General features: G+C 73.1%; 17 protein-coding genes. 8 read left to right on the plus strand and 9 right to left on the minus strand.

Annotated elements, in window-relative coordinates; genetic code table 11:
- The first annotated feature begins 18 nt into the window (after positions 1-18).
- The gene (locus tag AB0G08_RS03155; protein ID WP_357878063.1) at positions 19-564 is read left to right on the plus strand and encodes a DoxX family protein; all 546 of its coding nucleotides are present in this window, start codon (positions 19-21) and stop codon (positions 562-564) included.
- Positions 565-779: 215 nt separating this feature from the next.
- Positions 780-2222 carry a glycosyltransferase 87 family protein gene (locus AB0G08_RS03160; RefSeq protein WP_358082349.1) on the plus strand — a complete coding sequence of 481 codons (1443 nt, stop codon included), beginning with the start codon at positions 780-782 and terminating at the stop codon, positions 2220-2222.
- A 16-nt stretch (positions 2223-2238) separates the two neighbouring features.
- On the opposite strand, the gene AB0G08_RS03165 is transcribed toward AB0G08_RS03160, so the two are convergent.
- From AB0G08_RS03165 to moaC, 4 genes are read right to left on the minus strand one after another with little or no spacing between them, the layout of a single operon-like run.
- The gene (locus AB0G08_RS03165; RefSeq protein ID WP_358082352.1) at positions 2239-2667 is read right to left on the minus strand and encodes a molybdenum cofactor biosynthesis protein MoaE; all 429 of its coding nucleotides are present in this window, start codon (positions 2665-2667) and stop codon (positions 2239-2241) included.
- A complete protein-coding gene (locus AB0G08_RS03170; RefSeq protein WP_358082355.1) occupies positions 2667-3923 on the minus strand; it encodes a molybdopterin molybdotransferase MoeA in 1257 nt (418 codons plus the stop codon). The genes AB0G08_RS03165 and AB0G08_RS03170 overlap by 1 nt, the downstream gene beginning before the upstream one ends.
- A gap of 37 nt (positions 3924-3960) precedes the next feature.
- Positions 3961-4431, minus strand: a complete 471-nt coding sequence (locus AB0G08_RS03175) for a MogA/MoaB family molybdenum cofactor biosynthesis protein (protein ID WP_334607889.1) — start codon at positions 4429-4431, stop codon at positions 3961-3963.
- Positions 4428-4919, minus strand: a complete 492-nt coding sequence (moaC, locus tag AB0G08_RS03180; RefSeq protein WP_358082359.1) for a cyclic pyranopterin monophosphate synthase MoaC — start codon at positions 4917-4919, stop codon at positions 4428-4430. The genes AB0G08_RS03175 and moaC overlap by 4 nt, the downstream gene beginning before the upstream one ends.
- A 1034-nt stretch (positions 4920-5953) precedes the next feature.
- Between moaC and AB0G08_RS03185 the strand changes: the two genes are divergently transcribed.
- The 5 genes from AB0G08_RS03185 to AB0G08_RS03205 all read left to right on the plus strand — a co-directional run bounded on the left by AB0G08_RS03185 (position 5954) and on the right by AB0G08_RS03205 (position 11592).
- Positions 5954-8362 carry a bifunctional diguanylate cyclase/phosphodiesterase gene (locus tag AB0G08_RS03185; RefSeq protein ID WP_358082904.1) on the plus strand — a complete coding sequence of 803 codons (2409 nt, stop codon included), beginning with the start codon at positions 5954-5956 and terminating at the stop codon, positions 8360-8362.
- 35 nt (positions 8363-8397) lie between these two features.
- The gene (locus tag AB0G08_RS03190) at positions 8398-9702 is read left to right on the plus strand and encodes a glycosyltransferase 87 family protein (protein ID WP_358082362.1); all 1305 of its coding nucleotides are present in this window, start codon (positions 8398-8400) and stop codon (positions 9700-9702) included.
- Between the two features lie 9 nt (positions 9703-9711).
- Positions 9712-10344, plus strand: a complete 633-nt coding sequence (locus AB0G08_RS03195) for a phosphoribosyltransferase family protein (protein WP_358082365.1) — start codon at positions 9712-9714, stop codon at positions 10342-10344.
- A gap of 22 nt (positions 10345-10366) precedes the next feature.
- Entirely contained in the window at positions 10367-10789 is a 423-nt protein-coding gene (locus AB0G08_RS03200; RefSeq protein WP_358082368.1) for a zf-TFIIB domain-containing protein, read from the plus strand.
- A gap of 116 nt (positions 10790-10905) precedes the next feature.
- Positions 10906-11592, plus strand: a complete 687-nt coding sequence (locus AB0G08_RS03205; RefSeq protein WP_358082371.1) for a maleylpyruvate isomerase N-terminal domain-containing protein — start codon at positions 10906-10908, stop codon at positions 11590-11592.
- A 15-nt stretch (positions 11593-11607) separates the two neighbouring features.
- Here AB0G08_RS03205 and dnaB read toward each other — a convergent pair whose 3' ends face one another.
- Positions 11608-14535 carry a replicative DNA helicase gene (dnaB, locus tag AB0G08_RS03210; RefSeq protein WP_358082906.1) on the minus strand — a complete coding sequence of 976 codons (2928 nt, stop codon included), beginning with the start codon at positions 14533-14535 and terminating at the stop codon, positions 11608-11610.
- A gap of 378 nt (positions 14536-14913) precedes the next feature.
- Here dnaB and AB0G08_RS03215 point away from each other — a divergent pair, with 378 nt between their 5' ends.
- On the plus strand, positions 14914-16407 hold the full coding sequence (locus AB0G08_RS03215; protein ID WP_358082374.1) for a hypothetical protein: 1494 nt from the start codon (positions 14914-14916) through the stop codon (positions 16405-16407).
- Between the two features lie 105 nt (positions 16408-16512).
- Here the strand turns inward: AB0G08_RS03215 and rplI are convergent, their stop codons facing one another.
- From rplI to rpsF, 4 genes are all read right to left on the minus strand, one after another.
- Positions 16513-16959 (minus strand): 50S ribosomal protein L9, encoded by a 447-nt coding sequence (gene rplI, locus AB0G08_RS03220; protein WP_358082377.1) that lies wholly within the window; start codon positions 16957-16959, stop codon positions 16513-16515.
- Positions 16960-16973: 14 nt separating this feature from the next.
- Entirely contained in the window at positions 16974-17213 is a 240-nt protein-coding gene (gene rpsR, locus AB0G08_RS03225; RefSeq protein ID WP_007073789.1) for a 30S ribosomal protein S18, read from the minus strand.
- Between the two features lie 41 nt (positions 17214-17254).
- A complete protein-coding gene (locus AB0G08_RS03230; RefSeq protein ID WP_172896610.1) occupies positions 17255-17791 on the minus strand; it encodes a single-stranded DNA-binding protein in 537 nt (178 codons plus the stop codon).
- Positions 17792-17871: 80 nt separating this feature from the next.
- The gene (rpsF, locus tag AB0G08_RS03235; protein WP_121397433.1) at positions 17872-18162 is read right to left on the minus strand and encodes a 30S ribosomal protein S6; all 291 of its coding nucleotides are present in this window, start codon (positions 18160-18162) and stop codon (positions 17872-17874) included.
- Positions 18163-18639: the final 477 nt, after the last annotated feature.

An 18639-nucleotide genomic window follows, 5' to 3' on the forward strand; every position in this document is an offset into this window, starting at 1 on the left:
ACGGGGTATGACTGACCCATGAAACCCGTACGCTCCCTCGCCCGCGCCATGTTGAGCGGCATCTTCGTGGTCAGCGGGTTCCACAACCTCCGGAACCCCGGGCGGCTGGTCGCGGCCGCGAAGCCCGTGACGGACCGGGTGACCCCGCTGCTGGAAAGGGCCGATCCGCGCATCCCCACGGACACCGAGACGCTGATCCGGGTCAACGCGGCGGTGCAGGTCGGTGCCGGGCTGATGCTCGCCAGGGGCCGCTTCGCCCGGCCGGCGGCGCTGGTCCTCGCCGGCACGCTGGTCCCGGTGACCCTCGCCGGGCATCCCTTCTGGAACAACGACGACCCGGCGGCACGGAACAACAACCAGATCCACTTCCTGAAGAACCTCGGCCTCCTGGGCGGGCTACTGCTCGCCGCCGCGGACACCGGCGGCGAGCCCGGGCTGCGGTGGCGGGCCGGTCACCGGATCGGCCACTCCCGACGTTCCGTACAGCGAGCCGTCCGTACCGCCCGCAGGGAGGCCCGGATCGCCGTACGATCAGCAGCGACGGCCCGACGACTGCCTGGCTGACCTGCGTCGACACCTCCTCCCGGCCGGCCCCTCACCTGCCAACACCGCGAATCACCTGAACCACCCGACAGGCGTTAACGCGGTGGAAATGTCAAAAACATGTGTGGGATCGGACACGGTCGCATAACGCGGGAGGCATTAACGTGAGGCGCCGTTCTAGGCTCCGTGCAGGACCTGGACGGGTAGGACGACCTTGGTACGGGGGTGGCCACGCCATGCCGGCGACCGTCGGAAGACGGGTGGACCGCCTCGCCCCAGTCCGTCGCGTAACGCGTGGGATCGATCGTAGGACAGTCGTACGGACCGGCATCGTGGTCGCCGTCGCCTATGCCGCATGGCTCGCCATCGGTGCTTTCGGGCGGCCGTACAACTTCTTCGACATGAAGATCTACCACGGCGCGGTGGTGTGGTGGGCGAGCGGTCACGAGCTCTACGAGTTCATCGCACCCGGCACCACCCTGGGTTTCACCTACCCGCCGTTCGGCGGTCTGGTGATGCTGCCGATGGCGCACCTGCCGGTCGGGATGGCCGGAATGGTCAACGCGCTCGCCAGCATCGCCGCCCTGGCCATCGTGCTGGCCGGGCTGCTCCGCCCGATCGTCGACCGGCTCGGCTGGCCCCTCTGGTTCACCGTGGGGATCGCGACGCCGCTGGCGGTCGCCGTCGAGCCGGCCCGGGAGACCCTCGGCTACGGCCAGGTCAACCTGCTCCTCTTCGCACTGATCATGGCCGACCTGATCGGCCTGCGCTGGCGGTCCCGCCGGGGCACCCACCTCGCCCCGACCGACGGCCCGCTGCTGCGCTTCGTCTACAGCGGCGCCTGGGCCGGCGTGGGCATCGGGCTGGCCACCGCGGTCAAGCTGACCCCCGCGCTCTTCATCGCCTACCTGATGATCACCCGGCAGTGGCGCGCCGCGGCCACCGCGATCGGCACGGTCATCGCCGTGACCGTCGGTTCCTTCGCGATCGTCGGCACGGAGTCCCGGGCCTACTTCGGGGGCGTGCTCTGGCAGACCGAGCGCGTCGGGGCCGCCGACATGACGCCCAACCAGTCGCTGGCGGGGCTGCTGGCCCGGCTGTACGACTCGATCGAGACGCCCGGCCTGCTCTGGCTGTCGTTCTCGGTGCTGATGCTGGCGGTCGGCCTCTCCCGGGCCGTCAACGCCCGCGCCGACGGCGACGAGCTGACCGCGTTCACGCTGGTCGGCCTCACCGCCAACGTGATCAGCCCGATCTCCTGGACGCACCACCTGGTCTGGGTGATCCCGGCGATCATCGTGCTGGCCGACGCCGCCGTACGCCGGCGGGACGCCAGTCGCGGGCTGTCCCAGCGGACCGGCCAGGGCGCGTACGGCGGGCCGCCGGGGGTGACGGGGCTGCGCTCGCCGATCTGGTACCCGACGCTGACCGGGCTCCGGCACGGCGCCGCCGCGATCGGGCTCTACCTGCTCTTCCTGATCTCCCCGATCTGGCCGTACGAGCACCAGCTCCCCGAGGTGTCGCACTACCAGGACGGCCTCTTCGGCGCCCTGATGGAGAACTCGCTGGCGTTGGCCCTGATCCTGCTGGTCGCCGCGCTGCCGTGGCGCCCGGGCGCCGAGCCGGCCTTCTACGCCGACCGGTTCGGCCGCCAGGCCACGCCGAGCCTGCGCCGCTGACGGGGTAGGCCGCCCCTCAGGGGCAGTTCACCCACTCCTCGGTGCCGTCGGCGAAGACCTGCCGCTTCCAGATCGGCAGCCGCGCCTTGACCTCGTCGACCAGCCGGGCGCAGGCCGCGAACGCGGCGGCCCGGTGGGCGGTGCTGACGGCCGCCACCAGGGCCGAGTCGCCGATGGCGAGCGGGCCGACCCGGTGCGACACCGCGACCGCGTAGACGTCCGGGTCGGCGGCGATCTCGGCCGCGACCTCGCGCAGGATCCGCTCGGCGCTCGGGTGGCCCTCGTACTCCAGGCTGGTCACCGCGCGGCCGTGGTCGTGGTCGCGGACCACCCCCTGGAACGAGACCACCGCGCCGGCCCGGCGGTCCGCGACCGCCGCCTCGTGCGCGGCGAGGTCGAGCGGCCGGTCGGTGACCTCGCCGAACGTCGTGGCCGGCGCGGTCATCACGCACGCTCCCCGGGCAGCAGCGGCAGCGGCACCACCGGCACCCGGTCCCCCGGCTCGCCGGAGGTGCCGGGGCGGATGACGGCGAACCCGTCGGCGCCGGCCAGCCCGCGCAGCATCGCCGAGCCGACGTGCCGGACCGGGTGCGCGGTGCCGGCGGTCCGGTCCAACCGGACCAGCGCCAGGTGGGTGTACGCGCCCCGGCCGCGCACCGGCTCGGCGAGAGTGGCGTGCGGCAGCACCGGCATCTGGCGGCCCGCCAGGCCGGCCAGCAGCGGGGCGACCAGCGAGACCAGGGCGACGATGGCGGACTGCGGGTTGCCGGGCAGCCCGGCGACGAACCGGACCCGGCCGTCGGCGTCGGCCAGCCGGGCCAGCAGCATCGGGAACCCGGGCCGCACCGCCACCGTGTTGACCACGTAGTCGGCGCCGAGCGCCTCCAGCGCGGGATGCAGGTGGTCGACCGGCCCGTGCATCGTGCCGCCGGTCGTGCACACGAGGTCGGCGGTGGTCAGCGCGGCGCGCAGCGCCGCCACGTGCGCGGGGAGCGTGTCCGCCACCGGTCCCACCACGTCCGAGGGGCGGACCAGGCAGCCGTACCGGCGCAGCCAGGCCGGCACCGCCGGCCCGAGCGCGTCCCGCACCCGGCCGGCGCCGGGCGGGCCGGCGGTCAACAGCTCGTCGCCGAAGACCAGCAGCGCGGCGCGGGGCTGCCGCCGCACCAGCAGGCTGTCGTGCCCGCAGGAGGCGGCCAGGCCGATCAGCGCCGGGTCCACCGGGGCGCCGGCGGGGACCAGTTCCTCCCCGGCGTACGCCTCCTCGCCCGGCTCGCGCCACTCCGGCGCCGGCCGCGGCGTGCCGTCGACCAACCCTTCCGGCGTACGACGGGACTCCTCCACCCGCAGCACGGCCGTGGTGCCCTCCGGCACCATCGCGCCGGTCGCGATCTCGACGGTCGTCCCGTCGTCGGTCAGCGGGGCCGGGGTGCCGCCCGCCAGCACCCGCCCGACCGGCCGCCACGGCCCGGCGCCGCGCACCGCCCAGCCGTCGACGCTGGAGGTGGGGAAGGCGGGCAGGTCCGTACGGGTGGTCAGCGGCTCGGCGAGGGTGTGACCGTCGATCTCGGCGAGCGGCCGGCTGACGGCCGGGAGCGCGGCGGCCAGGCCGACGGCGTACACCCGGGACCGGGCCTCCTCCCAGCCGGCCGGCGGGGGCGCGGTGACCGGCTCGGCGGCCGGTGCGGTTTCCGTGCTCACCGGCCGAGCCTAACGGTGGACCACCCCGGTCGCGCGGTCAGTGGTCGCCGCCGCGGAGCTGGTCGACGGCGTGGGTGAGGATCGGCCCGAGCACGGCGAGGCCGTCCCTCGCCCCGCCGGTCGATCCGGGCAGGTTGACCACCAGCATCCGGCCGACGACGCCGGCGAGCCCCCGGGAGAGCGCGGCGGCGGGGACCTTGTCGCGGCTGTGCGCCCGGATCGCCTCGGCGATGCCGGGGATCTCGTGGTCGAGCAGCGCCCGGGTCACCTCGGGGGTGCGGTCGGAGGGGTTGATCCCCGTGCCGCCGCTGGTCAGCACGACGTCGATCCCGTCTGCCAGGGCGGCCCGCAGCGCCTCGCCCACGGGCTCGCCGTCGGGCACCACCACCGGCCCGTCCACCTCGCAGCCCAGGTCGCGCAGGCCGGCCACGAGCAGGGGACCGCTGGTGTCCGCGTACACCCCCGCCGCCGCCCGGTTGGACGCCACCACCACCCGCGCCCGGATCACGGCCGCTCCTCCGGGCGGACCCACAGGCCGGTCTTGCCGCCCTCCTTGCGCAGCACCCGGACCGCGTCGACGCTGGCCGCGGGGTCGACCGCCTTGACCATGTCGACCAGCGCCAGCCCGGCGACGGCCACCGCCGTCAGCGCCTCCATCTCCACGCCGGTGCGGTCCGCCGTCCGCGCGGTGGCGGTGATCTCGACGGTGTCGTCGGTGAGCGTCAGGTCGACCGTGACGCCGTGCAGGGCGATGGGGTGGCAGAGCGGGATCAGGTCGGGGGTTCGTTTCGCGCCCATGATGCCGGCGAGGCGGCCCACCGCCAGCGCGTCGCCCTTGGGCAGCCCGTCGCGGCGCAGCAGCTCGACGACCTCGGGCGTGGTGCGGAGCCGGCCGGCGGCGACGGCCAGGCGGCCGGTGACCGCCTTCGCGGAGACGTCGACCATGCGGGCCGCGCCCGCCGCGTCGACGTGGGTGAGCTGCGCGGGATCGGTCACGGTCGCGAGCCTATCTTCCGGTACGAGAGGGCGGGACCACCGGCGCGGACACGCGACGCCGGGCGCCGGGCGTCGCGAGACCGCCCGCGGCCCGCCTCGACGTACTGAGGTCCCTCCGATCAGGGAAGGGTCCGACTCGGTCGAGTGGCAGCACGCTGTCGGGAATTGACCGGGAGAGGGAACGCGTTCCCGGCACGTTGTCCGACGACCGTTTCCACCCCGCTTCCTTGCACCAGCCCGATAGCCATCCTTCGCAGTGTCGCGGTGGAGCCGGGGATGCCGCCAGGAACGGATGTGGTGTCATTGCCTCTCCGGCGCGAGAGGAAACGATCACCACCATCGGGAGAATTGCCCGGGGCTGCCCGCCAGTCAGGATCGGACGGCAACGGGCAACGTACGGAGTGCAACTTGCCTCGGTCACTGCCGGGCGCGGCAAGGGCGAGCCCGCGCCCCGTTGTCGCTGACAGAACTGCGGGTCGGACAGAGCGTACCGGCACGGAAGCGGCCTTCCCGACTACCCAGCGTGCCCGGGACGCGCCCCACGGACCCGATGCCGGAGCTGCCGACCGCTGCAAACTGCACCGCTGTGTCCGATGCCGTCCGCCCCTCCACCAGTTCATTATCTAGCGTTAACCGGAGGTGGATAGAAACTCAGCGGTGAGTTCCCGGACAGAAGCAGAAAGTTACGCCACGAGGCACGGTTCTCATCCATTGCCCATAGTCACATTTATCCCTCCATAATTGGCCGAACCGCACTTAGGCTGTCGACGTCGCGGACCACAGCCGCGCAAGGCAGGGGCCATGTCGAATGGGGGAGGGATGGCAATGTCGGCACACGAGTGGCAGTGACGATTGTGGTCGACGAGTGACCGTAGGTAGCCTTGGCTCGCGCCCATCAGAGGCGGGTGACAGTCGGGGATGCGGTGACACGACCGAGCGCGGGCAAGACGGAGGCCGAGCGGCGCCTGGCGCTGCACGTCGGCCTCGTCTGCATTGCGGCGATCGCGGCGACGTTCGTTTCCGTACGCGGACTGGTGCTACTGGGTCTGTCCGGCCAGGATCTCGCGGTTTCACTCGCCCTGGTCCTCATGGCTGCTCTCGGCGTGACGATCAAGTGGCGGATCCGGATCCGGGCAACCGTCCACGCCATCTCCTGGAGCGAAACGGCGATCATCCTGAGCCTGGCGGTGGCGCCGACGCCCCTGGTCATCCTGACCACCGGGGTCGGGGTGGCAATCGCCCTGCTGATCATCCGTCTGCCGCCGCTGAAGGCCGCCTTCGGAATTGCCAAGAGCATGCTGCTGGCGGCGGGTGCGGGGGCGACCCTGCACGCCCTCGGATGGTCACCGACGCTCGCCGACCTTTGGCCGGCCCTCGGCCCGATCGGGATCGCCTACGCCGTCACGGTGGTCCTCGACGAACTGCTGACCCTCCCGGTCATCGCACTCGCCACCGGCACCCGGCTCGGGCAACTCTTCCGGGAGGACCTCGGGCTGCGCGTGACGAGCGCGCTGGCGCGCTTCGTCCTCATCGTCACCACGCTGTTCATCCTCCATGCGGATCCCCGGCTCCTGCTGGCGGTGCCGCCCCTCGTACTCAGCCTCCACCTGCTCTACTCCAACCGGGTCAAGGCCCGCACCGAGCAGCAGGCGTGGCAGCGGCTGGCCCGCACCACCGACGCGCTCAACGTGGTCGACCTCGACAAGGTCCTCACCACCGCGGTCACCCAGGCCGCCGAGCTCTTCTCCGCCGACGAGGTGGAGATCGAGCTGCGCGACGGCGGCCGGACCGTCCGCGGTGGCGCGGTCGCCATCACGTACGACGGGCCGGCCGGCGAGCCGACCTCGGTGGACGGCACCGTCGTCCCCGCCGCGCTGGAGGGGCACGACCGGACGGTCGACGTGGGCGTGCTGCGGCTGCGGTTCCGCGGGCCCGTGCAGCTCTCCGAGCGGGAGCAGTACACGCTGCGCACCTTCGCCTCGGCCCTGTGCACGGCCGTGCGCAACGCCCAGGCGTACGCCGAGCTGGCCCGCGTCGCCGACGAGCACGCGTACGCCGCCACCCACGACGCGCTGACCGGGCTGGCCAACCGCCGCCAGCTGCTCGACCGGGGCAGCGAACACCTCGACACCCGGCACGCCGACGGAGTGACCGCGCTGGTGCTGATCGACCTCAACCACTTCAAGGAGGTCAACGACACCCTCGGGCACGCCGCCGGGGACCAGGTCCTGGTGCAGGTCGCCGGGCGGCTGCGCGACGCCGCCCAGGACGGCGACCTGGTGGCCCGGCTCGGCGGCGACGAGTTCGCCGTACTCCTGCGGGGTCTCCCGGCCCCGGCGGTGGCCGCGCACCGCGCGGAGACCCTGCTCGCCGCGCTGCACGAGCCCTTCGACCTGGACGGCATGCGGATCAGCGTCGAGGCCAGCGGCGGAATCGCCGCCGCACCCGCCACCGGGGGCATGCCGGAGCTGCTGCGCCGCGCGGACGTGGCGATGTACCAGGCGAAACGGGCCGGCCAGCGGACCTCGACGTACGCCCCGACCCGGGACACCGCCGACCTCGGCCGGCTCACCCTCGGCGGCGAGCTGCCGCGCGCGGTCGCCGACCACGAGTTCACCGTCAACTTCCAGCCCATCGTCGACCTCGGCACCGGCCGGGTCACCGGCGCGGAGGCCCTCGCCCGCTGGCACCACCCCACCCACGGGATGATCGACCCGCTGCGCTTCCTGGAGGCGGTGGAACGCTCGGGCCTGCTCCCCGCCTTCGCCGAGGCGATCCTCGACCAGGCGCTGATCGCGGCGGGCAGCTGGCGGGACGCCGGATTCGACGTGCCGGTGGCCGTCAACGTGTCGCCGCGCAGCCTGCTCGACGCCCGCTTCCCGGGCTCCGTGCTGGCCCGGCTGCGGGCCCACGACCTGCCCCCCGACCGGCTGGTGCTGGAGCTGACCGAGACGCTCACGCTCAGCCAACTCGACGTGGTCGACCGGGTGCTCAGCCGGCTGCGGGACGAGGGGGTCCGGCTGGCGCTCGACGACTTCGGCACCGGCTACTCCTCCCTGTCGCTGCTCTCCCGCATCCCCGTGCACGAGCTGAAGATCGACCGCAGCTTCGTGACCGCCATGGAGAGCTCCGCCGAGGCCGCCGCCGTCATCCGCTCCACCCTCGACCTCGGCCGCAGCCTCGGCCTCGACGTGGTGGCCGAGGGCGTGGAGAGCGAGCCGCAGCGCCGGGCCCTGTGGGAGCTGGGCTGCACGGCGGGCCAGGGGCACCTCTTCGCCCGCCCGGTGCCCGCCGGCACGCTCCTCGCGGCGTTCCGGCGCGGCTCCGGGGGCAGCCCCGGCACGCTCGCGCCTCCGCTGCACGACGCGGGAGCCGTGATCCGGCTCGCCCCGGGCCGCCGGCAGGGCGGGCGCGGCCGCACCGACCGCCACCTGCCCGCCTGACGCGACGACGCGCACCTGCTGCCAGACTGGCCCGCGTGACCGCCGCCCCGACCGCCCGCCGCCGTGGCTGGCAGCCCCTCGACTCCGCCGCCGGCGGCCTCGCCCTCGACCTCGGCCTGTACGCCGCGTCGGCAACGTTCGCCGCGATCACCGCCGCCACGTCCACCCTGCTCCCGCACCGGGCCTGGGGCGCCGTCGCCGCCGTCGGCTACCTCCTCGCCGCCCTCGCGGCGACCGGCCAGCTCCTGCTGCGCCGGCGCGACCCCGGATCGCCGCTGGCCGGGCTGCCGGCCCGCTGGGCGGTCACCGGGTTCGCCTGGTTCACCACCGCCCTGCTCCCGCTGGCCTGGCAGAGCATCCAACGGACCGGCGGGCGCACCGACCGGGCGCAGGAGGAGGTGCTGGTCGTCGAGGAGTCCGGCCGGCGGCTGGTCGACACCGGCACGCCCTACCTCGGGCACGACGCGATCGCCGCCCTGCCACCCGGCGAACAGCTGCTCGGCTACACCCCGTACCAGCCCGGCATGGCGCTGTTCGGGCTGCCCCGGGCGGCCGTCGACGCCTGGTGGACCGACGCCCGCGTCTGGTTCGCCGTCGGCACCGCGCTGGCGCTCGCCCTGGCGGTCCGCGCCCTCACCCGGGGCGTCCACCGGCCCCCGACCGACCCCACCGGAGCCGCCGTCCTCCGGGGCGTACAGGCCGCCACCGTCCTGCCGGTCTGCGCGCTCACCCTGGCCACCGGCGGCGACGACCTGCCCGTACTCGCGCTCTGCCTGCTCGCCCTCGCCCTCGCCGCCACCGGCCGGCCGGGCCGGGCCGGCCTCGCGGTCGGCCTGGCCGGGGCGCTGAAGCTCTTCGCCTGGCCGGTCGCCCTCGTGCTGATCATCTGGGGCCTGACCCGGCGCGCCGGCCTGCGGGTCGCCGCGGGCGCGGTCGGCCTGCCCGCCGCCGCGCTGCTGCCGGCCCTGCTCGTCGACCGCGACGCGCTGGTCGAGAACGTGCTCCGCTTCCCGCTCGGGCACGGCCTGGTGACCAGCCCCGCGCAGTCCCCGTTCCCCGGCCACCTGATCGCCACCGCGCTGCCCGCCGGCCGCGCCGTCGCCGCCGCCCTGCTGCTCGCCGCCGGGCTGGCCATCGCCGTCCGGCTCGCCCGCCGCCCGCCGCGCACCGCCGTCACCGCCGCCCTGATCTGCGGGTACGGCCTGCTCGCCGCGATCCTGCTGATGCCCTCGACCCGCTTCGGCTACCTGCTCTACCCGCTCGCCCTCCTGGCATGGGCCCCCGCCCTGCACCCCCCGGTTTCCGCGAACTGGCGGGCGGAGGCCGGCGACACGGCGTAGACCTGAGGCATGACCACCTACCGTGACCGCGAAGAGGCGGGCCGGGCGCTCGCCGACCGGCTCACCGCCCTCATCGGTGAACCGGACGTCATCGTGCTCGGGCTGGTACGCGGCGGCGTGCCCGTGGCCCGGGTGGTCGCCGAGCGTCTCGGCGCACCCCTGGACGTGCTCGTCGTGCGCAAACTCGGCATGCCGTTGGCGCCCGAGGTGGCCTTCGGCGCGCTCGGTCCCGGCGGCGTGCAGGTGCTCAACGACGCGGTGGCCGGCCGGCTCGGCGCGGACGACGTCGCCGAGGTGCGCCGCCGCGAACAGGCCGAGCTGGAACGGCGGGAGCAGCTCTACCGCGCCGGCCGGCCGCCGCTCGACCTGACCGGGCGCACCGCCGTGATCGTCGACGACGGCCTGGCCACCGGGGCCACCGCCCGCGCCGCCGTCCAGGTCGCCCGACACCTCGGCGCCCGCCGGGTCGCGGTCGCCGTCCCGGTCGGCTCGCAGGAGGCCTACGAGATGCTGGCCGCCGAGGCCGACCAGGTCGTCTGCGCCCAGCACCCGCCGGAGTTCATGGCGGTCAGCGCCTACTACGAGGACTTCCACGAGGTCGCCGACGCCGAAGTCACGGAAGCGCTGACAGCGACCGCGTGACCCGACCGGGTACGGTCGGAGAATGAGCCTGACCTGTCCCAAGTGTCACGGAGAAATGCGCCAGTACGAGCGCAGCGGCGTCGTCATCGACCAGTGCGGCGAGTGCCGGGGAATCTTCCTCGACCGCGGCGAGCTGGAGAAGCTGTTCGAGGCGGAGGCCAACTGGAACCGCCAGCAGGGTGGGACGGCCCCGGGGCAGCCCGCCCAGCAGCAGGGCGGCTACGCCGGCCAGCCGAGCCACCAGCAGGGCGGCTACCCGCCCCCGCCGCCCCCGCCGCCCGCCCCGGCCCCGCACCAGCCGGGCTACGGCGCCGTCCCGCCGCCCCCGCCGGTGCACGGCTACCCGCCGGCCCCCGCCTACGGCCACGGCCAGCAGCACCACGGCTACCACGGGCACTACAAGCGCAAGAAGCACAAGAGCTTCCTGGACGAGATGTTCGGCTGAGCCACTCCGTCGACCGGGCCGGCGCCTCGACCGGCCCGGTCACCCGTGGTTCGGCGCCCTCCCGTCACCGCCCGATCGCCGTGCCGGCGGGCGGCGCCCGTGCGACGCTGCACCCCATGACGCCGCACACGCTGCATTACCCGCTGGCGCAGGCGTACGACGGGATCACCCGGGTCGTCGTCGACCTCGACGACGCCGACCTGCAACGACCCACCCGGTGCCGGGGCTGGCTCGTCGCGGACCTGCTCTTCCACGTGCTCTGCGACGCCCAGCGGGCGCTGGTCGCGCTGGCCAGCCCCGCCGAGGGTCCGCCCGACGTGGACGACGTGAGCTACTGGCGCGCGTTCCCGCCCAGCGAGGACGAGGACGGGGACGGCGCCCGGCACGCCTGGTGGGCCCGCCGCTCCGCCGCCGCCTTCGACCGCCCCAGCGGAATCGTCCGGCTCTGGGCCGACACCGCCCCCGCCGCCGTACGCGCCGCGAGCGCGGCCGATCCCGACGGCCACGTCACCACCCAGGGGCACGTGCTGCGGGTGCCGGACCTGCTCGCCACCCTGACCACCGAGGCCGTCGTGCACCACCTGGACCTGGTCCTCGACCTGCCCGACGCGCCGCTGCCCGGGGCCCTCGCGTCGCGCGTCGCCGTGGCCACGATGGACGGCCTGCTCAGCGACGACGCCGTCCGACCGGCCGCGTGGAGCGACGCGGATTACCTGCTCAAGGCGACCGGACGCGTGCCGCTCACCGACCGCGACCAGCTCGAACTCGGCGAGGTCGCCGGCTGGTTCCCCCTCCTGGGCTGACCCGCGCAACCGTCCTCAGACGATGGCCATGTCGACGAAGCGCGACAGGTGGAGCTGCGCGGCCACCGTCACCGTGTCGGTCGGACCATTTCTGTGCTTGGCAACAATGAAATCCGCCTCCCCGGCCCGCGGCGACTCCTTGTCGTAGTAGTCGTCGCGGTGCAGCAGGATGACGACGTCGGCATCCTGCTCAATTGAGCCAGATTCACGCAGATCGGACAGCTGCGGTCGCTTGTCGGTGCGCTGCTCCGGGCCACGGTTCAGCTGGCTCACCGCGATCACCGGGCACTCGACCTCCTTGGCGAGCAGCTTCAGGCCACGGGAGAGGTCCGCGACCTCCTGCTGCCGGCTCTCGGTGCGCTTCGGGGAGGTCATCAGCTGGAGATAGTCGACCACGATCAGCTTGAGGTCGTGCCGCTGCTTGAGGCGGCGCGCCTTGGCCCGGATCTCCATCAGGTTCATGCTCGGCGTGTCGTCGACGAAGAGCGGCGCCTCGCTGATTTCCCCCATGCAGCGGGCGAGCTTGGTCCAGTCGTCGTCGGAGAGCTGGCCGCTGCGCAGGACGTGCAGCGGCACCCGCGCCTCGGCCGAGAGCAGCCGCATGACGATCTCGACCTTGCTCATTTCCAGGGAGAAGATGGCCGACGCCTGGTTGGCCCTGATCGCGGCGTTGCGTGCGAAGTCCATGCTCGCGGTGCTGTTGTGCGTCGGGATCATCGCCCGACCCGCGAGGTAGAGGTGCTCGGAATTGTCCACCGTGACGCATCGGACCGGCACGCTCGGAACCGGTCGGACGTCGACGATGAAACGGCTGTCCGTCCGGGAGTTGCTCTCGCTACGGCGCCGCAGCCGGTGCGCCTCCCGCTTGCGCGGCAGGCGGAAGACCTCGTCCCTCGTCGTGAAGTTCAGGTTGAAGGCGATCGAGCTTTCCGGGGTGCGCCCCTTGACGGTCTTCCGACTGACCGAGCAGCGGTACCCGAGGCTGACGACCAACTCGTGCACGTCCTCGGCGAGGCGGGGCGACGTCGTGGTGAACTGCACGTTCCCGCTGACGGTCACGGTGCCGGCGGTGTCGAGCAGCCCGGCCAGCAGCGCTCGCCGCTGCGCCTCCGAGGCCCGCAGGTACGCGGCGGGGATGTGCTTGTCGCCCAACACCCCGGCCGCCCGCAGGTAGCCGCGGAAGGAGCCGTAACGCTTGTGGCAGTCACGGCACCTGCGACTCGCGTTCCAGGCGCCGGCGCCCAGCCTCCCGCAGTGAGCGCAGCCTTCGCGCCGTGCCGCGGGGACGAGCCCCTTCGACCGCCCTCCGCACGACTGACCACAGGTGTGGACCGCCGGGCCGCGAGGCGTGAAGACCGCGTGGCAGACGACGCATTCACGGTCCGGGATCGCGGGCAGCCGCGGCGGACGAATGGTGTAGACCATCGGCCCCGAAGGTCGCACCTCGAAGCCGTCGGATTCGATCCCGGCCAGGATCTCCGGGTCGACGGTGGTGACCCTTCCTTCCGCCGTGTGGCCGTCGCCGAGCCAGACCCCGAGCGTGTACGGCGCGAGCGGGAGATCCCGTTCCGGGAGGCGGAGTGCGGCAGCGTTCTCGACCGCATGATTCAGCCGCCGGTCGGCCGTGTTCGTACGCAGGGTCGCCCGGATCTGCTCTGTCGTCACCACGTCCGGCAACTCCGCCGCCGTCAGGCTGCCCGACCACTGCTCGACACGAGCCAACAATCGGCGGTAGAGGCGGCGGGCCGGATAGGCCCTGGCCGGGCGCACACGCGGGCGCCTGCGCATGACGACGGGCGAGTCGTCGGCGATGTCGTGCGCCACCCGGTGGGCGGTGTGCGTGAACTCCGGACCGAGCACGGCGGCCAATTCCGCGATCGTGACGTCGTCGCCGGGGGACGCGCCTGCGGCTGCCTGCCGCAGGCGCTCGATGGCCTCGGGAGACCAGTGGTTGCGCCGACGGGCAGGGGCGGCGCGGCGACCTGCACGCGTAGTGGTCTTCCACAGGTGTTCACCGTCGGCGACGATCACCGATCCGTCGGAGAATTCGACCTCGTAGCACGGCCGGTCGTGCCGCACCTCGAACGCGGCGGTGACTTTCGTGGGCAGACCGTCAGCGCCCAGCAACTCGTCGCCGACCTTGACCTGTCCCATCGTGGTCCAGCCCGACGGCGTGGGAAGCGGAGTGTCCAGCGCGAGCGCCTTCCCCAACCCGGGACGTCCGGCGACGATCACGAGCTGCCCCGCGTGCAGGCCGTTGAGCAGTCGGTCCAGGTCGGTGAAGCCGGTCGGGACGCCGGTCATCACGCCGCCCTGGGCGCCCACCGCCTCGATCTCGTCCAGCGTCGGCTGGAGCATGTCGGCGAGCACGGCGAAGTCCTCGCTGACGCGGCGCTCCGTGACGTCGTAGACCGCCTGCTGGGCGAGGTCGACGATGTCGTCGACGTCGCGGCTGCCGCCCTGACCCGTGCCGTAGCCCAGTTGCACGATCTTGGTGCCAGCCTCGACCAGGCGGCGCAGGACCGCCCGCTCGCTGACGATGCGCGCGTAGTACGCCGCGTTCGCGGCGGTCGGCACGCTGGCGATCAGCGTGTGCAGGTAGGGAGCGCCGCCGATCCGGACGAGGTCGCCGGAGTCGGCCAGGGCCGCCGCCACCGTGATGGAGTCGGCCGGCTCGCCCCGGCCGTAGATCTCCAGGATGGTGTCGAAGATGGTGGCGTGCACCGGCCGGTAGAAGTCGTTGGTCTTGAGGATCTCGACGACGTCGGCGATGGCGTCCTTGGACAGCAGCATGCCGCCGAGGACGCACTGCTCGGCGGCGACGTCCTGGGGCGGGGTCTTGTCGAACTGGCCGTCGCGCTGCGGCGGCGGGGACGCCTGCCCCCCGCCCGACCGCGAGTCCGCCCGCATGTCGTCGGTGACCGACACGGGTCCCCCCTCCACTGCGTCGGATCCGGATTCAGCCCGGTCGCCGGGGTACGACAACCTCGACCTGCCGGTCGATCGGGGGTCATCGCGCGGCCGGTCGGGGGCCAACCATACGGAACCCGAGGTCAGCCCCTCAACCACGTCGGTGGACGAGCCTCGGGACAACCTGTGGACGCCGGTGGACAAGCATGTGCGCAGGGTGTGCACAGCCTGTGGACAACGGCTGGGGAATTCTCCACCGCAAGGCTCTGAACTGGGGAAACGTAATCCCCAGCCTGTGGATGGCAAGTTTTCGGTCGAACTGCGTGGTCGAACGTCCCTTACTATCTCCAGCGAACGGCTACACCTGGACAGCGGATTGCGCCATCGGTCGAGAAGGGTCACGCTCCCGCCGTGAGTAACCGGGACTGGGGACGCGGAGAGGATGGTCCGCGCGAGCGACGGCCGGTCGCCCCCTGGGACGATCCCGCCGACCCGGCACCGACCGAGCCCTACGAGCGCGCCACCGCTCGGCACCGCACGCCGAGTCGCCGCCGGGCCGTCGAGCGCGGCGAGCGGGAGCCGGTCGACAGCTATTTGCCACGTTGGGCGGTGGAGTCGGGAGTCCGGCGCGCGGACGGCGGCGGCCGGCACGCCGCGCCCGACGACGAGGTGCAGATCGAGGCCGACTGGCCGCAGTCCGACGGTGGCTGGCGGGCCACCGAGAGCACGAGCAGTTGGCGCCGGGTCAGCGAGACGAGTTGGCCCGAGGCCCCGGCGATCGGCGCGGCCCCGGAGTCGGAGCACACCGGGGAGTGGACGTTCGAGCACCCACAGGAGCTTGGATACTCCGGGCGGCGGCGGGCCGAGGACGACCCGGTCTCCCTCGCGGTGCCGCCGAGCCGGCCGAGGCGCCTGCCGGCCGACCGCCCGCAGGCTGTCTGGTCCGGCCTGGAGCAGGCGGACGCGTCCGGACCCGTACCGGAGCGGGAGCCCGGGCGCCGGGGCCGGCGGGCGGCGGAGGACCGGCCGGCCGTCGATCCCTGGGACCGGGGGTCGCACCCCTCCGGGTCCGGTGGGCCGCCGTCCCGTCTTCCCTCGGTGGACGCGTGGGACGCGTCGGGTGTGCACGCGTGGCGTCCGGCCGGCGAGGTCGACCGCTGGGACCACGCCGGCACCGGCCGGTGGGACCGGACCGACGGCATTGGGCAGTGGCAGCAGCCCGACGAGACCGGGCAGTGGGAGCGGTGTTCCGACGGCGGTGGGTGGGACCGGACCGCGCCGGGTTCCGGCGGGGGTGCCGTCCAGGAGTGGCCCTGGCCGGGGCGCGACGACCGGCACGAGGGTTTCTGGTCGGGCACGCGGCCGGCGGGCGACGATCCCCGGTGGATGGATCCGCCGGTGTCGGCGCCCCGGTCACCGGCGCTGCCCTACTCCGCGCCGCGTCGGCGGCGGGCGGAGCCGGTCGGTGCGGCGACGTCGGCCGTACGCCGTCGGGCCGGGGCCGCCGGGGCGGGGGCCCGGGGCCGTCGCATCGAGGACGACCTGCTCGATCCCGATCCGGGCGGGCCGTGGCGGTCGCTGCTCTACACGGTCGCCTGCTATCTGGTGCCGGCGGTGCTGATCTTCGTCTGGTTGCTGACCCTGGACGGGCAGGTGCCTCCGGGGTGCGTCACGGACATCAGCGGAGGGGGTTGCGACTCGCCGCGGTCGCGGGCGCTGGGCTCGCTGGCGTCGGGCCTGCCGCGCTTCGGGTTGGCGTTGGCCAGCAGCCTGGTGGTGGCGTTGCTGCTGCGCCGGGTCGGGACGGCGTGGCGCTCGGCCAGCGTCGCGCTGGCGGCGGCCGTGGTCGGCGGCGGCGTCTCGACGGTCATGATCAGCGCGGTGACCGGCCAGCCGATCGGCTGACGCGCCGCCTCGGCCCGTGCGGCCGGGGGCGTGCGACGCCGACCGTACGGCGAACAGGGCCCGCACCGGTCGGTGCGGGCCCTGTCGTGGTGCCGGGGTGAGGTGTCAGCCCTGGACGACGGTGAGGTCGAACTTGGCGGTCACCTCGGGGTGCAGTTTGATCCGCACCGGGTAGGAGCCGGTCGACTTGATGGGACCGGACAGCTCCAGCCGACGACGGTCGAGGACCGGACCACCGGCGGCCTTGACGGCGTCGACGATCTCGGCCGGGGTGACCGAGCCGAAGAGCCGACCACCGTCGCCGGCGCGGGCCTTCAGGTTGACCTTGAGGCCCTCGAGCTGGCCCTTGACCTCGTTGGCGTGGCCGAGGTCGCGGATCTCGCGGGCCGAGCGGGCCCGCTTGATGACCGTGACCTGCTTCTCCGCACCCTTGGTCCAGGCGATCGCGAAGCCCTGCGGCAGCAGGTAGTTACGGCCGTAGCCGTTCTTGACCTCGACGATGTCGCCCGGGGCACCGAGGCCGGACACCTCCTGAGTCAGGATGATCTTCATATCGGTGCCTCCTCTCAGCGGGCCGTGGCCGTGTACGGCAGGAGCGCCATCTCACGGGCGTTCTTGACCGCACGGGCGATCTGCCGCTGCTGCTGCGAGGTCACGCCGGTCACCCGCCGAGCGCGGATCTTGCCGCGGTCGGAGATGAACTTGCGCAGCAGCGCGGTGTCCTTGTAATCGATGTAGGTGATCCCGTCCTTGTCGAGCGGGTTCACCTTCTTCTTCGGTTTGCGAAGTGCAGCGGCCTTGGCCATTGCTCGTGCTCCTGGTTTGCGATCGCGGGCGCTCGGCGCCATTAGAACGGGGGCTCCTCGTCGAAGTTGCCGCCACCCGAACCACCGCGCGAGGGTGCTGGCGCAGCCGAGGCCCAGGGGTCGTCGAAGTTGCCTCCGCCGCCGCCCTGGCCGCCGCCACCACCACCGCCGAAGCCGCCGCCACCGCCGCCGGAGCGGGACATCTTCTGCACCTTCGCCGTGGCGTAGCGCAGCGACGGGCCGATCTCGTCGACCTCGAGCTCGATGACGGTGCGCTTCTCGCCCTCGCGCGTCTCGTACGACCGCTGACGCAGCCGACCCGAGACGATCACGCGGGCGCCCCGCTGGAGCGACTCGGCGACGTGCTCCGCCGCCTGCCGCCACACGGTGCACGCCAGGAAGAGCGGCTCGCCGTCCTTCCACTCGCCGGAGGCCTTGTCCATGAACCGGGGCGTCGAAGCGACCCGGAACTTGGCGACCGCCGCACCGGAGGGGGTGAACCGCAACTCGGGGTCATCGGTCAGGTTGCCGATGACCGTGATGGTGGTGTCTCCTGCCATGACCATCTCCTCGCGCACTCATCAGTACTGCCGTACAGGCTCTCAGAGCCCTCCGACAGTGCCGATGAGGCTGATCCGGGTGAACCGGGTTGAATGCTTTAGCGCATCTCCGGCCGGATGACCTTGGTGCGCAGCACGGACTCGTTGAGCCGCAGCTGACGGTCCAGCTCGGCCACCGCTGCGGGCGTCGCCTGCAGGTCGATGACGGCGTAGATGCCTTCGGCCTTCTTGTTGATCTCGTACGCGAGGCGCCGGCGGCCCCACACGTCGGTCTTCTCCACCGAGCCACCCGCGGTCCGGATCACGTTCAGGTACGTGTCGAGCGACGGGGCGACGGTGCGCTCCTCGAGGCTGGGGTCGAGGATCACCATTACTTCGTAATGACGCAAGACGTGCTCACCTCCTGTGGGCTAAGCGGCCACGGTCCTTCCGTGGCAGGAGGTCGTGCGTCGTGGCCCACGCCGGTTCCGGGGGAACCCGGCCGGACGCGGACAACCGGACCAGGATACCCGGTCCGGACGATCATGCCCGGGGTGGTCGGGGGCCCTGTCGAGAGGGCAAGGAGACGGGGGCTCGCGTCGACGTCGGTGTCGATGCGAGCCCCCGTACACGAGGCCGCGGGGCGTCCCGTCCGCATTCCTTGGGTGGGACCTGGGGAGGAACGACCACACCGATGAGGTTGGACCGGGGACGCCCCGCGGAGCTTTATCGTGTTGTTACCTGACGTTACAACGGCTCTTGCCCCTTGTCGGGGGAAATGGCGGAATTCTCCGACAAATTTCCCGTTGAGCCCGGTTCCGTCAGGGCGGGCCCCCGCCGCGCCGGGCCGCGCGACGGGGGTGCCCCCGCTCTCGGGCGGTTCGACG

Origin of the sequence: Micromonospora sp. NPDC023644 (assembly GCF_040640115.1) — a bacterium.
Lineage (GTDB): Bacteria > Actinomycetota > Actinomycetes > Mycobacteriales > Micromonosporaceae > Micromonospora.